The following is a 14,688-nucleotide window of genomic DNA, read 5'->3' on the forward strand; positions in this document are numbered from 1 at the left end:
AAGTGAATGCGCTGTGGGTCGGATTGCCGGGGCTGGCCATTGTCGGAAATTTGATCGGCTTGGGCGCGGTGCTTCGCGGTATTCGCAAAAATAAACGGGTCGGGGAGAGCCAGAGAAGGGCTGCCGTCACCGTTCAGATCGCCTTTGGGGCGGTATTCTACGGATGGTTGGGCTACTGCGTTGCGCGATTATGGGCGGACGCTTCCTTGACGGAACAGATCGCGCTGGGCGGGACGTATGCGGCTTTTGCCTTGTTCGGCGTTTACCTGGCTCTGACGGCGGCTTATCCGAAGCCGAAGGAGCGGCCGTACGGAACGATGCTGCTGCTGAGCATCGCCAGCGGTGTCGGCAATGCTTCGATGATCTTCGTCGTGAACGCGGCCATCGCGGGCAACGGAACGTTCAGCACGGATTTGCTGCCGTTTTTCGTGCTCGGCATGCTGGGGTTCGTGTGCGGACAGAAGCTGCTGAGATCGCGGCTGATCCGCATGACGAACGGGATCGTGTACGACAAGAGAATGGAAGTGCTTAACGTCGTGCTGAACGCTCCGTATGCGAACGTGGAAGCGATGGAGAGAGGGAAAATCGAGGCTTGCCTGAACAACGACACGGAGACGGTGAGCAGCTTCTCCAACCGGATGGTCAGCGTCGGGACGTGGTCGGTCACCATCCTGGCCGGGTTTGCTTATTTGGCCGCGCTGAGCTTGGCGGGTTTTCTTTTCTCGCTTGCGGTCGTATTTGTCGCTTCGGGCGCTTTCTTCGTCATTCTTCGCTCCGCGAACCGTCTGTGGGAGCAGACGCGGGACATCCAAAACGTATTTTTCAAATTCATTCAGGATTTGATCTACGGGTTTAAGGAACTGTACTTGAACCGCCGCAAGGCGCGCGATTTCCGTGACGATATGGAGCTGAGCTGCGCGTCCTATCGCGACAAACGCTCCCAAGCCGAAGTGAAGGTGGCGAACGTCGTCGTTATCGGCGACCTGCTGTTCGCTTCCGTCATCGGGACGGTCGTATTCGCCTTCCCGCATATGCTGCCGGGGATCGGAAGCGGGGAGCTGCGAAGCTTCGTATTCGTGTTCCTGTATATGGCGGGGCCGCTTACCTCCATTCTGAACACGCTGCCGGATCTGTTCCAGGCGCGCATAAGCTGGAGGCGCATTCGCAAATTTACCGACGAGCTCTCCGAGCTGGGCGGCAGAACCGACGCGGAAGCGGGATCGGAGGAAGCTGCGGATCTCAGGCTTCGTCTGGAGCAGGCCATTTACGAGTACAGCCGCGGCTCGGAGCGCAGCTTCTCCGTCGGACCGATCGATTACGAGTTTCGCTCCGGAGAGCTGGTCTTCGTCATCGGCGGCAACGGCAGCGGCAAGTCCACGCTCGCGAAGCTGGTCACGGGCCTTTACGAGCCGAACGAGGGCAGCGTTACGCTTAACGGCAACCGGATCAGCGCCGCCGCGATCGGGGATTACGTGTCGACGATATTCAGCGACGCTTATTTGTTCGATCGTCTGTACGGAATCGATTTCGAGGCCAAGGCGGAGGAAGCGCGGCATTATTTGAACGTGCTGGGCTTGCAGGACAAGGTCGCCATAGAAGGCGGGCGGTTCAGCACCACGAGGCTGTCGACCGGCCAGCGGAAACGGCTGGCGCTGCTGGTCAGCTATCTCGACGATAAACCGATCTGCCTCTTCGACGAATGGGCGGCGGACCAGGATCCGGAATACCGGGAATATTTCTACACGACGCTGCTTCCCGAGCTGAGAAACAAGGGCAAATGCGTCATCGTCATTACGCATGACGATCGCTATTTCGGGATGGCCGATAAGCTGATCAAACTCGAAATGGGGAAAATCGCATGAAGCTTTACTGTCTGCCCTACGCGGGCGCGTCCGCGGCGATCTATTTCAAATGGAAGAAACACCTCGCGCCGGATTTGGAGTGCGTTCCGTTGGAATTGGCCGGAAGGGGGACGCGCGCAGCGGAACGGTTCTACGAAGGGATGGAGGAAGCGTGCGAAGATGTGTTTCGCCTGCTGGAGGCGCGCATGGACGGAACTCCTTACGCTTTGTTCGGTCATTCCATGGGCGGAATGATCCTGTATGAAACCGCGCGGTTAATTCGCGACCGGAATGCGCCGGCTCCGGTTAAGCTTGTTGTCTCCGGACGTCCGGCGCCGGAGACGCCGGACCCGGAAAGTCCGATCCATCGTCTGGCGGACGGGGAATTTGCCGAGCGAATTTTGGAGATGGGCGCCACCTCGGAGGAAATTTTCGCCAGCAGGCCGCTGCGCGAGGTGTTCATGCCGATTTTAAGAGCGGATTTTCGTCTCGTAGAAACGTACAAGTACGAAGCGAAGCCTCCATTGCCCTGGGAGATCGCGGCAATCGCGGGGGAAGAGGAGAAGTGGACGGCCGCGGAGGTGGAGGGCTGGAGAAGGCATACGTCCGCGGATTGCCGCGTCGCGCGGCTGCCGGGCGGTCACTTCTACTGGCAGGACCGTCCCGAATCGCTGCGCGCTTTGTTTTCGCTGCTGCGGCGGGAATTGTTGGGCATCGCCGATGATCAAATCGATTTAATCGTAGAAGGAGGCGCGCGATGAAGCCGTTCACCCAATTGGCGGAAATGCTGGAAAGCGCGGCGGGTAGCGGGAAAGGCATCGTGTTTATCCATAAGAAATCGGAATCCCGGTTGACCTATCGACAATTGTACGAAGAAGGGCTGGCTTTGGCCGCCCGATTGCTGGACCAGGGCTGGCAGGCGAGGGAAGAGGTCGTCATTCGGATCGACGATCCGCGCGCGTTCGTCACGGCGTTCTGGGGCTGCTTGCTTGGAGGATGGATTCCCGTCCCGGTGACGGCGGGAGGCAGCGAAGAAAGCCGGGCCAAGCTGCTGCAAGTATGGGACACCTTGAACCGGCCAAGGCTGCTGGCGGACAGGGCCGGTCTGGCCGAGGCCGAAGAGACGATCGGGGCGGATCGGTTAAACGGCTCTTTGTACGCTCTTGAACTCGAACGATTGCAGCCGGAATCCGGGGGGAATCGGCCGAACGGACTGCCTTACCGCGCGGCTGCCGAAGAGCTCGCCTTCCTGCAATTTTCCTCCGGCTCGACCGGGGAGCCGAAGGGCGTCATGCTCACGCACGGCAATCTGCTGTCGAACATGAAAGCCATCGTTTCCCGCTCGGGAACGACGGCGGACGATTCTTCCTTAAGCTGGATGCCGCTGACCCACGACATGGGGCTGATCGGTTTCCATCTTGCCCCGATCTACGCCGGCATGGAGCAGTACCTGATGCAGCCGGCCCAGTTCATGCTTGACCCGATGCTGTGGTTATCCAAGGCGAACGAGCATCGGATTACCTCCATTGCTTCCCCCAATTTCGGCTATAAGCATTTTCTCGGCTGCTTTAAGCCCAAGGAGGCCGAGGGGTGGGATCTGAGCTGCATTCGGCTGATCTTTAACGGCGCGGAGCCGATCTCCGCGGAATGGGCCGACAAATTCACGGCCGCGTTGGCCCCGAGCGGATTGCGCGCGGAAGCGATGTTCCCGGTATACGGAATGGCGGAAGCGACGCTGGCCGTCACCTTCCCGCCCGTCGGCGAGCCGCTCGTTCCCGTGCCGGTCGATCCGCGTACGCTGCGTGTCGGCGACGAAGCCCGGCTTGCGAGGCGCGACGATGAGGCCGCGATCGTGTTCGTCGACGTCGGTTACCCGGTCGAGGATTGCGAGGTTTCCATACGCGACGAGGCCGACGGGGAGCTGGCCGACGGGTTAACGGGCCATATTCTCATTCGCGGGCGGAACGTCACGAGCGGTTACTACAACGCTCCGCAGCAGACGCGGCAAGCTTTCGCTCCCGGAGGATGGCTGCGGACGGGCGATCTCGGGTTCATGCGCGAGGGCAGGCTGGTCATTACGGGAAGATATAAGGACATCATCTTCGTCCGGGGGCAGAACGTCTACCCGCACGACCTGGAGAAACGCGTCGAGTCGATCGAAGGCATCGGATACGGCAAAGCGGCCGCCTGCGGCGCCCCGCACCCGGACTCGGGCGAGGAAGAGATTGTTGTTTTCGTCCAGCATCGGGGGAAGCTGGAGAAGTTCGTCCGGCTTGCGGATCAGGTCAAACGCCGACTGGCCCGGGAAACCGGCTTCGACATCGGTCTTGTGCTGCCGATTCGGAATATTCCCCGAACGACAAGCGGTAAAATCCAGCGTTATAAGCTGGCCGACAGATTAAGGGCGGGAGAATGGGACGAAACGCTGCGCGAGCTGGCCGGGTTGATTCACGCCGGTTCCGGCGAAGAGGACAACGTTGCGCTGCCGGAGGACGATACGCCGGAGATGGCCGAGCTGAAGCGGCTGTGGCGGGAAGCGCTTGGCGCGGCGGACGTGCGGTCCGACGATCATTTTCAGGAGAGGGGAGGGAATTCGTTAAAGGCCGCCCTGCTGCTGGCGAGCATTCGGCAGCATTGGGGGATCGAGCTGTCGCTCCGCGATCTGTTCGAATATGCGACGCCCAGGCTTCTGCTGGGTAAAATTCGGCAGAGCGCGGGAGTACCGCAACCGACGGATGCGCCGGAGCTGCCGGAGTTGTCCGAACTGCCTGCGCTTGACGGCGCGGCAGCGGAAAGTTATCCGGCATCGGTTGCCCAGACGCGGATGGCCTTCGTCGACCAGGCCGAGGAAATCGGCTGCGCGTATCAGATTCCCGTGGCGTTGGCGATCGAAGGGGCTTTGCGGCCGGATGCCGTGCGGTCCGCGATCGAACAGCTTATCCGGAGACACGCCACGCTTCGCACCGCTTACCGTTGGGAGGAGGGCGAGCTCGTCCAGCAAGTGTTTTCCGCGGAATCCGTCCGCTTCGAATTAAGCGTATTTCCGGCGCGAACGGAGCTTCCGGCCGACGCGGTTACGTTGGCGAACGCGGAAGCGAAAGCGATGCTGGCTCCTTTTGACCTCGGCCGGCCGTTTCCGATCAGAGCGGGGCTGTGGACGGACGGGGCGAACCGGCATGCGCTGCTGTTAAACGTTCATCACGTCGCTTCCGACGGAATCGGGATGAACGTGCTGATGCAGGAGTTTTCCGCCTTGTTGAACGGAGAGGTTCTACCTTCTCCGGGCAAGCCGTATGCCGCCTTCTCCGAGTGGGAGCGGCATCGCCGGGACGCGAAGCCGGACAGCGAGGCGTATTGGCGCAAGGAGCTTGAGCTTCCGGCCCCGCCTCTCGATTGGCCGGACGCCGCGGTCAGACCGGACAAACGAAGCTTCCGCGGAGGCACGGTCCGTCTGGAGCTTTCCTCCGAGCTTATGCGGAGGTGGCGGAAGCCGCTTCAGCAGAGCCATCGCACGGTCGCTTCCCTGCTGCTGGCCCTTCATTCCGCGATTGTCAGCCGGTTCAGCGGGTCCCGAAGCTTCTCGGTCGGAATTTTGCTTGCGGGAAGAACCCATCCCGAGACGCTGAATATGGTCGGGATGTTCAACAATTACGTTCCCGTACGGATGACTGTCGACGGGGCTTTGAATTTTCATGAGCTGTGGGGTCGCACGGGAGATCAACTGTGGGATGCGTTAAGTCATGCGGACGTTCCCTATGAGCAATTAATAGAATGGTCCGGCCGGGGCGTCGACCGGTCCCGCAATCCGCTATTCGACACGATGCTTGTCTACCATAACCAGGCTCAACAATCCCGCGCGAGCTTCGAAGCGGCGGGCTGCCGCTTCGAGCAGGTTCCGGTGGAGACGGGAACGGCGAAGCTCGATTTGAAGCTGGACGTCTACCCCGAGCCGACGGGAGCGCTTTCCTGCGTATGGGAGTATAACGACGAGCTTTTCCGCCGGGAGACGGTGGAACGGATGGCGCGGCATTTTCTGCGGTTGGCGGAACGGGTCGTCGATGAACCGGAGCGGGCGCTGAACGATATCAGCCTGCTGAGCGAGGCAGAACGGCGGCAGGTGACGGAGACGTTTAATGCGACGGAGACTCCGTTCCCGGCGGAGTTGACCTTGCCGGAGCTGTTCCGGCGTCAAGCCGGGCGGACTCCGAACCGCGTTGCCGCCGTGTTCGAGGCCGAGCGGCTGACGTACCGCGAGCTGGAGGCGCGGGCGAACCACGTCGCCCGGCGGCTGCTCGCGCGCGGACTTCGTTCGGGCGAGCCGGTCGGTCTCATGACCGAGCGTTCGCCGGCGATGCTTGCCGGGGTGCTCGGCATCTTGCAGGCAGGCGGCGCGTACGTGCCGCTGCCGCCGGACTTTCCGGCGGAGCGGCTGCGGTATATGGCCGACAACGCGGGCATTCGGATTGTCTGTGCGCAGGCGAGCGGGTTGGACGCTGCGGCGGAAGCTTGTCCGAGCGCGGAGCTGATCGATCTGGACGAATGCTGGAAGCCAGCCGGTGCGGTGGGGAATGGGGAGTCTTTGACGGCAGCGCCGAGGGAGATTTCTCCGGCAGAGCCGGGAGCGTCTTTCGCGGCGGAGCCGGACGGAGCGCCTTATGTCGCCGTCTCTCCCGAACAAACGGCCTACATTCTATACACATCCGGCTCCACGGGACGGCCGAAAGGCGTTATGATCCGGCACCGTTCCGTAATAAACCGGCTGAACTGGATGCAGCGGACGTATGCGCTCGGCGAGCAGGACGTTATCCTGCAGAAAACGCCATACAGCTTTGACGTGTCGGTATGGGAGCTGTTCTGGTGGATGCTGTCCGGCTCAAGCTCAGCCTTCCTCGCTCCGAGGGCGGAGAAGGACCCGGGACAGTTAATGGAAGCGATTGCGAAGAACGGCGTCACGACAATGCATTTCGTGCCGTCGATGCTGGCGGCATTCCTGGAAGCGGCGCAGGGCGAGCAGTCGGAGGCGCTGCGGGAGAAGCTGGGGACGCTGCGGTACGTGTTCGCCAGCGGCGAAGCGCTGCACAAGGCGCACGTGGACAAGTTCTATGCGCTGCTGCGCCGGGCCGGTCTGGGCGGAACGAAGCTGGTGAACCTGTACGGGCCGACGGAAGCGACGGTGGACGTGACGGCGTACGACTGCGCGCCGGACAGCGAGCTGGAGTATGTGCCGATCGGAAGGCCGATCGACAACACGGCGATCTATATCGTCGGCGAAGGGGATCAGGCGCAGCCGATCGGGGTGCCGGGGGAGCTGTGCATCGCGGGCGTGCAGCTGGCGTCGGGGTACGCGAACCAGCCGGAGCTGACGGCGGAGCGGTTTGTGGCCAACCCCTTCGTACCAGGGACGCGAATGTATCGGACGGGCGACAGAGCCCGCTGGACGGCGGACGGGCAGCTGGAATACCTGGGCCGAATCGACGACCAGGTGAAAATCCGGGGTTACCGGATCGAGCTGGGCGAAATCGAGCGAACGCTGCTGGGGCACGAGGCGGTATCGGAAGCGGCGGTGACGGCGGCGGACGACGGAACGGGAGGCAAACGCCTTGTTGCCTACATCGTGGCGGATCGCCCCTGCACGTCAGGGGAACTGCGCAAGCATTGCGGGGAGCGGCTGCCGGACTATATGATCCCGGCGCTGTTCGCACAGCTGGAGCGAATGCCGCTGACGGCGAGCGGGAAGGCGGACCGGAAGGCGCTGCCGGCGCCGGAGGCGGAGATGGAGACGGGGGTGGCGTATGCCGCGCCGACCACGGAGACGGAGCGGCGACTGGCCGCGATGTGGGGGGAATTGCTGCAGCGGGAGCAAGTCGGCATCGACGACGATTTTTTCGCTATCGGCGGTCACTCGCTGAAGGCCGCAATGCTGGCGGCCCGTCTGCATAAAGAATTTGGCCTTCGCCTGGCCATGCGGGATATTTTTCGATATCCGACCTTGCGGGCGTTGGCGCGATACATGGAGCAAGCCGCCGCCGCGGGAGGGGACGACAAGTATGAACGGATTCCGCGTGTCGCCCATCAAGCGCGCTATCCGCTGTCATCGGCGCAAAACCGGCTGTTCGTGCTGCAAGCGATGGATGCGCAAAGCACCGCTTACCACCTGCCGACGGCGATTCGCATTGCCGGTCCGCTTGACCGGGCGAAGCTGCTCCTGGCCGTACGAATGCTGTCGGAGCGCCATGAGACGCTGCGCACATCGTTCGAATGGAGCGACGGAATACCGATACAGCGCATTTCCGGCGAGCCGATCGCGGAGATCGAGTACGAGATCGAGCCCGAGGCCGATCCGGATGCTTGTCTGCGCGAATTTGTCAGGCCGTTCGACTTGAGCGAATCCCCGCTGTTAAGGGTGAAGCTCGTTCGCAGAACGGAGCAGGACCATCTGCTGCTGCTGGATATGCATCATCTGATTGCGGACGGCGTGTCGACGGCCGCGCTTGCGGAGCAATTCGTTCGGCTGTACGAGGGTGAGCGGCTGGCGGTGCTCCCGGTCCAATATAAGGATTATGCGGCATGGCAGGCCGAGTGGCTCGGATCGGACGAGTGCCGCGCGCAGGAGCGTTATTGGCTTGAACAGCTGTCGGGAGCCGTTCCGACGCTGGATTTGCCGACGGATTACGCCCGCCCCGCGCGGCTGGATTACGAGGGGGATTCGCTTACCGTTATTCTTGACGCGGCAAGGACCCGCGAGCTCAAGGAGTTGAGCTCGCGAACGGGCGCAACGCTGTATATGGCTTTGCTCGGACTGTTCGCGACTTTGCTGCAGCGGTATTCGGGCCAGCCGGAAATCTGGATCGGTTCCCCGACAGCCGGAAGGCCGCACGCGGATCTGGCCGACCTGGTCGGCATGTTCGTCAATACGGTCGTTCTGCGCAACCGGTTCGACGGCTCCCGAACGTTCGTAGAATTGCTGGAAAACGTAAAGGGAACCGTCATCGGCGCCTTGGACCACGAGCGTTACCCGTTCGAGGAGCTGGTCGACAAGCTGGGCGTGCGCCGCGATACAAGCCGCAATCCGCTGTTCGACGCGATGTTCATTCTGCAGAACACGGGGATCGGCGAGGTCGGCACGGCCGAGACGCGATTCGAACCGCTCGATCCTCGAAAAACGACGGCGAAGTTCGATCTGACGCTGGAGGTCGCGGAAAGAAACGGCGTTTTGGCATGCTGCTTCGAGTATCGTACATCCTTGTTCCGCCGGGAGACGGTGGAACGGATGGCGCGGCATTTCCTGCGGTTGGCGGAACAGGTGCTGAGCGAACCGGAACAGGCGCTGAACGATATCAGCCTGCTGAGCGAGGCGGAACGGCGGCAGGTGACGGAGACGTTTAACGCGACGGAAGCTCCGTTCCCGGCGGAATTGACCTTGCCGGAGCTGTTCCGGCGTCAAGCGGGGCGAACGCCGGACCGTATCGCCGCCGTGTTCGAGGCCGAGCGGCTGACGTACCGCGAGCTGGAGGCGCGGGCGAACCGCGTCGCCCGGCGGCTGCTCGCGCGCGGACTTCGCTCGGGCGAGCCGGTCGGTCTGATGACCGAGCGTTCTCCGGCGATGCTTGCCGGGGTGCTCGGCATCTTGCAGGCAGGCGGCGCGTACGTGCCGCTGCCGCCGGACTTTCCGGCGGAGCGGCTGCGGTATATGGCCGACAACGCGGGCATTCGGATTGTCTGCGCGCAGGCGGGCGCGTTTGAGGCTGCGGCGGAAGCTTGTCCGGGCGCGGAGCTGGTCGATCTGGACGGCGTGGCGGAGAATGGGGAGTCTTTGGCGGCAGAGGCGAGGGAGATTTCTGCGGCAGAGCCGGGAGCATCTTGGGCAGCGGAGCCGGACGGAGCGCCTTATATCGCCGTTTCTCCCGAGCAAACGGCCTACATCCTGTACACGTCCGGCTCCACGGGGCGGCCGAAAGGGGTTATGATCCGGCACCGTTCCGTAATAAACCGGCTGAACTGGATGCAGCGGACGTATACGCTTGGCGAGCAGGATGTCATTCTGCAAAAAACGCCGTACAGCTTTGACGTGTCGGTATGGGAGCTGTTCTGGTGGATGCTGTCCGGCTCATGCGCAGCTTTCCTCGCCCCGGGGGCTGAGAAGGACCCGGGACAATTAATGAAAGCCATTGAAGCGAACGGCGTGACGACGATGCATTTTGTGCCGTCGATGCTGGCGGCGTTCCTGGAAGCGGCGCAGGGCGAGCAGTCGGAGGCGCTGCGGGAGAAGCTGGGGACGCTGCGATACGTATTCGCCAGCGGCGAAGCGCTGCACAAGGCGCATGTGGACAAGTTCTACGCGCTGCTGCGCCGGGCCGGTCTGAGCGGAACGAAGCTGGTGAACCTATACGGGCCGACGGAAGCGACGGTGGACGTGACGGCTTACGAGTGCGAGCCGGACAGTAAATTGGATTACGTGTCGATCGGAAGGCCAATCGACAACACGGCGATTTACATCGTCGGCGAAGACGATCAGGCGCAGCCGATCGGGGTGCCGGGAGAGCTGTGCATCGCGGGCGTGCAGCTGGCGTCGGGCTATGCGAACCAGCCGGAGCTGACGGCGGAACGGTTTGTGGCCAACCCGTTCGTACCGGGAACGCGGATGTACCGGACGGGCGACAGAGCCCGCTGGACGGCGGACGGCCAGATAGAATATTTGGGCCGAATCGACGACCAGGTGAAAATCCGCGGCTACCGGATCGAGCTGGGGGAGATCGAGCGAATGCTGCTGGGGCATGAGGCAGTGTCGGAGGCCGCGGTGACGGCGGCGGACGACGGAACGGGAGGCAAACGTCTGGTCGCTTATATCGTGGCGGATCGGGCCTGCACGTCGGGCGAACTGCGCAAGCATTGCGGGGAGCGGCTGCCGGACTATATGATCCCGGCGGTGTTCGCGCAGCTGGAGCGGATGCCGCTGACGGCAAGCGGGAAGGCGGACCGGAAGGCGCTGCCGGCGCCGGAGGCGGAGATGGAGACGGGGGTAGCGTACGCAGCGCCGACTACGGAGACGGAGCGGCGGCTTGCCGAGATGTGGGCGGAATTGCTGCAGCGGGAGCAAGTCGGCATCGACGACAACTTTTTCGAGCTGGGCGGAAATTCGCTGCTGCTGCTTCGCATGCACAAGGAGCTTGAGACCGTCTATCCCGGCCTGTTAACGGTAACCGATCTGTTCGCCTATCCGACCGTGTCGAAGCTGGCCGGCAAACTTTCCGAAGGGGCTTCGGCCCCGACGACCGTCCCTGTCGTGCCTATTCGGGTTCCCGAACGAGCAAGACCGCTCGACCGGCACGCGCGGCAGGGAGACCTGCTGCGATTGCCGCTGAACAGCCAGACCGTACGGCATTTGGAACAGATCGGCGAGCTGGAGGACGCGGATTCGGAGCTTGCTGCCATCGCGATCTGGGCCGTCCTGCTCGCGCAAGCGTTTCGTCAGCCCCGATACGACCTGCTGCTATGCGGCATAAGCGGCGGCGCGGGCATTGCGGCGGTCGATCTGAACGCGGCGAAGGGCTACCCGGAGCTGCTGCGATCCATTCGCGAGACACGGCTTCAAGCCGCGCCTCCTTACCCGGCTCTTGTCAGACCGGAAGGCGAGGCCGCGGCGATTGTGCCGCTGTACCGGGGGAGCTATTCGCCCGCTGCGCCCGAGCCGTGGCTGACCGCGGCGGATTTGACGATCGGGTTAAGCGGAGCAGGCGCGGAGAAAACGCTGCTGGCCGAATACGACGCGGGGAAGATCGACAAAGAAAAGGTGAAGGAGCTGCTGCAATCGTTCCCGATCTGGTGCCGGCGGATGGCCGTCGAAGCGCAGGCCAAGGAACAGACCGCTGCGGCGGGCGTCCGGGAGAGGAGAGAATGAAAATGACGAAGGTCGGTTTGCTGTTTCCGGGACAAGGCTCGCAATATGTCGGCATGGCCAAAACGCTGACGGAGCGGCACGCCGCGGCGAGAAGGACGTTCGAGGAAGCCGGGGACTGCCTCGGGTGGGATGTTCTGAGATTATGTCTGGAAGGGGACATCGCCGCGCTCACGGCGACCGCCAATGCCCAGCCGGCGATTCTGACCCACAGCGTCGCGGCTTACCGGGCGTGGACGGAGCTTTACGGAGAGCGGCCTGCCGTCGGCGGCGGGCACAGCCTGGGGGAATTTTCCGCGCTTGCGTGCAGCGGCGTCCTAAGCTTCGCGGATGCCGTCCGGCTCGTCCGGCATCGGGGAGAATTGATGCAGGCCGCGGCCGGAGCGGCGGACGGAGGCATGGCCGCGATCAGCGGAATCGACGACGACAGGCTGGAGCGGCTGCTGGAGGAAATTCGGAGCGAGGGCGCGGTTCTGGTCGTCGCGGGCGTCAATTCCGCTCATCAACGGGTCGTATCCGGGCATCGTACGGCGCTGGAGCGATTGGCCCGCCGGATCGAAGGGCTTCCGGCCAAATATACGCCGCTGAACGTCGGCGCAGCCTTCCACAGCCCGTTCATGGCGGACGCCGCCGCGCAATTCAGGATCCGGTTGGAAGACTGCGTCTATGGCGCCCCCAGTTGGCCTGTCCTGTCCAACGTAACCGGAACGCCGCACGCGGCCGAAGGCGGCGAGGCTTCGTTAATCGAACGGCTGACGCTTCAGATGACCCGGCCCGTGCAATGGGCCGCCTGCATGGAGACGATGCGGGCTTACGGAGTGGAGCGTACCGTGGAGCTGGGACCGGGCTCGGTGCTCACCCGGCTGTGGCAATCTATTCGGCCCGACGGAGATTCGGAATATTCCGACGACCCGCGTTTGCTGGCGAAATCGGATGCCGCCGGTATTCCCAGAACGGCGCAAACGTCGCGCGGAGACGCAGGCTTGGCCAATTTTCTCCCCCGATGCCTTGGAATTGCCGTAGCTACCCGCAATAACCGCGCGGATGCCGAAGCCTATCGGACAGGGGTGCTCGAGCCTTATCGCGCGGTGGAGCGGCTGGTTGCGGCTAACCGGGAGAACGGAGAGCCGCCTTCGGAGGACCAGCTGCGCCAAGGCTGGGACATGCTGCTGAGCGTGTTCGAGACGAAAGGCACAGAAGCTTCCGAAAGACGCATGAGACTAACGACGCTTATTAAAGACACGGGCACGGACAACCTGTTCTCAGTGCCGAAACCAAATGAGGGAGGGTTTGCGTCATGAAAGCCAAAGCATTAACCGTCGCGCGTTCGATCGCGCATATCGCCGTTTATTTGTTCACGTTCTGGCTGGTCTCGGTTCTGCACGAAACGCTCCTGCTGCAAAATTTCCCCGATTACCGGGCGTTTATGGAACGAAATATTCCGATTTTCCTCTGTACCGTATTCGGCATGGCATTCCTGTTGTTTTTGGGGATCTCCAAGCTGCAGAAGGTGCTGTCCAAAGGGAAAATTCCCGGAATTATCCGTACGGCCAACTTCGCTCCGCTGCCGATGAACGAGTGGTACAAGCTTGCGCTGATGGCTCTCGGAGGGGCGCTGCTGTTCCTCGCGGTGATGAACCTGTCGGGCGTACGCGGCAATACGCAAGACTTCGAGGATTACATCAACGTATTCGGCACGGCGGAATCCTTCGTCTACGTAATTCTCGGCGTCGGGTTTTTCGCCGTCGTATTCGAAGAGCTGCTGTTCCGGGGCATCGTCTTCAACGCCTTCCGCAAAGCGATGCCCGTCTGGCTGGCGGTGACGCTCACGTCGCTTATTTATAGTTATTTTCAGCCCTCGTTCTGGATTAGCGTCACTTCTTTTTTCCTCAGCGTGCTGTACTGTCTCGTCTATATTCGGTTGGGCTCGATCTGGGGCTCGATCGGGATCGGCGCTATCGTGAACTGCTTGATCATGATCGCGGACAAGACCGGGCTGGCGGATGCGTTCGCCAACTTGCCGGATGCTCTGCTGCTTCTGTTCGCGGCGGCGGGCCTGCTGCTGATCGTCGGAACGCTGCTCTGGATGTGGCAGGGCGCGGCGGCGATGAAAAAGTACGGGGTGATGGCCGGCAATCTGGCCGTGTACGTCGGCATTTATTACGGATTGCTGCAGGTGCTGGTCACGATCTGGGAGCAGGCCGTGCTGCCGAAATATCCAAGCTTGGCCTCCCACGGCATTATCGGGCTGTATACGAACGCGATTCTGGCGATGCCGCTCTACTATTACGTGCTCAAGATTTTCTATAAAAAAGATTTGATCGCTCTGGCGCAATTCCGCAAAGCAAGCGCCAAAGTTCACGTGCTGAACCTGCTGCTCGCCGTCTGCATGGCCGTATGGGTAATGACGCTGTTCAGTATCCCGGAAGTGATCAAGGCCGCTCCCGGCTTCGAAAATATCGTCGGCTTTTTTCTCGCGCACAACGCCTGGGTGTTTTTCTCCTTTTTCGTCATCAATTCGGTGTACAAGGAAATTTTATTCCGCGCCCTGATCTTCAACGAGTTAAAAAGAGCGCTGCCGCTGCCCGTTGCAATGATCGTTACGGGGATTTTGTACGGCATTCTGTTTTTCTCGGGCGATATTCCGTTGATGCTGTACGGCACGGCGGGAGCGGTTATTTTCGGCCTGCTCTACGTCTGGTATCGGTCGATCCTGCTTACGATCATCAATGAATTCGTTCTGTTCTCCGCGTATTATATCATTCGCCACAGCGGAGGAATTCCCGAAGGCGCGATCCAGTATTCGCTGCTCGGCATCAGCTCGATCGCCATCCTTGCGCTTCTGTACGGGCTGTGGAAGAGTAAAACCTCCTCCTCCGTCGTTCGCCGACCGCAGGAATCCGCCGGAGTCGAGGCCATGTAAGGACGAACAGTCCAAGGACGGAAACGAAA

General features: G+C 61.9%; 5 protein-coding genes. All 5 read left to right on the forward strand.

Going from position 1 to position 14,688, the window contains the following annotated elements; translation table 11 throughout:
* Positions 1-2 precede the first annotated feature (2 nt).
* From ACFFT4_RS23900 to ACFFT4_RS23920, 5 genes are read left to right on the forward strand one after another with little or no spacing between them, the layout of a single operon-like run.
* Positions 3-1,862 (forward strand): cyclic peptide export ABC transporter, encoded by a 1,860-nt coding sequence (locus ACFFT4_RS23900; RefSeq protein ID WP_378051420.1) that lies wholly within the window; start codon positions 3-5, stop codon positions 1,860-1,862.
* Entirely contained in the window at positions 1,859-2,602 is a 744-nt protein-coding gene (locus ACFFT4_RS23905; protein ID WP_378051421.1) for a thioesterase II family protein, read from the forward strand. Before ACFFT4_RS23900 ends, ACFFT4_RS23905 begins: the two co-directional genes overlap by 4 nt.
* Positions 2,599-11,739 (forward strand): non-ribosomal peptide synthetase, encoded by a 9,141-nt coding sequence (locus tag ACFFT4_RS23910; protein WP_378051422.1) that lies wholly within the window; start codon positions 2,599-2,601, stop codon positions 11,737-11,739. The genes ACFFT4_RS23905 and ACFFT4_RS23910 overlap by 4 nt, the downstream gene beginning before the upstream one ends.
* On the forward strand, positions 11,736-13,037 hold the full coding sequence (fabD, locus tag ACFFT4_RS23915; protein ID WP_378051423.1) for an ACP S-malonyltransferase: 1,302 nt from the start codon (positions 11,736-11,738) through the stop codon (positions 13,035-13,037). The genes ACFFT4_RS23910 and fabD overlap by 4 nt, the downstream gene beginning before the upstream one ends.
* The gene (locus ACFFT4_RS23920; RefSeq protein ID WP_378051425.1) at positions 13,034-14,659 is read left to right on the forward strand and encodes a type II CAAX endopeptidase family protein; all 1,626 of its coding nucleotides are present in this window, start codon (positions 13,034-13,036) and stop codon (positions 14,657-14,659) included. Before fabD ends, ACFFT4_RS23920 begins: the two co-directional genes overlap by 4 nt.
* Positions 14,660-14,688: the final 29 nt, after the last annotated feature.

Origin of the sequence: Cohnella cellulosilytica (assembly GCF_042431195.1) — a bacterium.
Taxonomy (GTDB): Bacteria; Bacillota; Bacilli; order Paenibacillales; family Paenibacillaceae; genus Cohnella; species Cohnella cellulosilytica.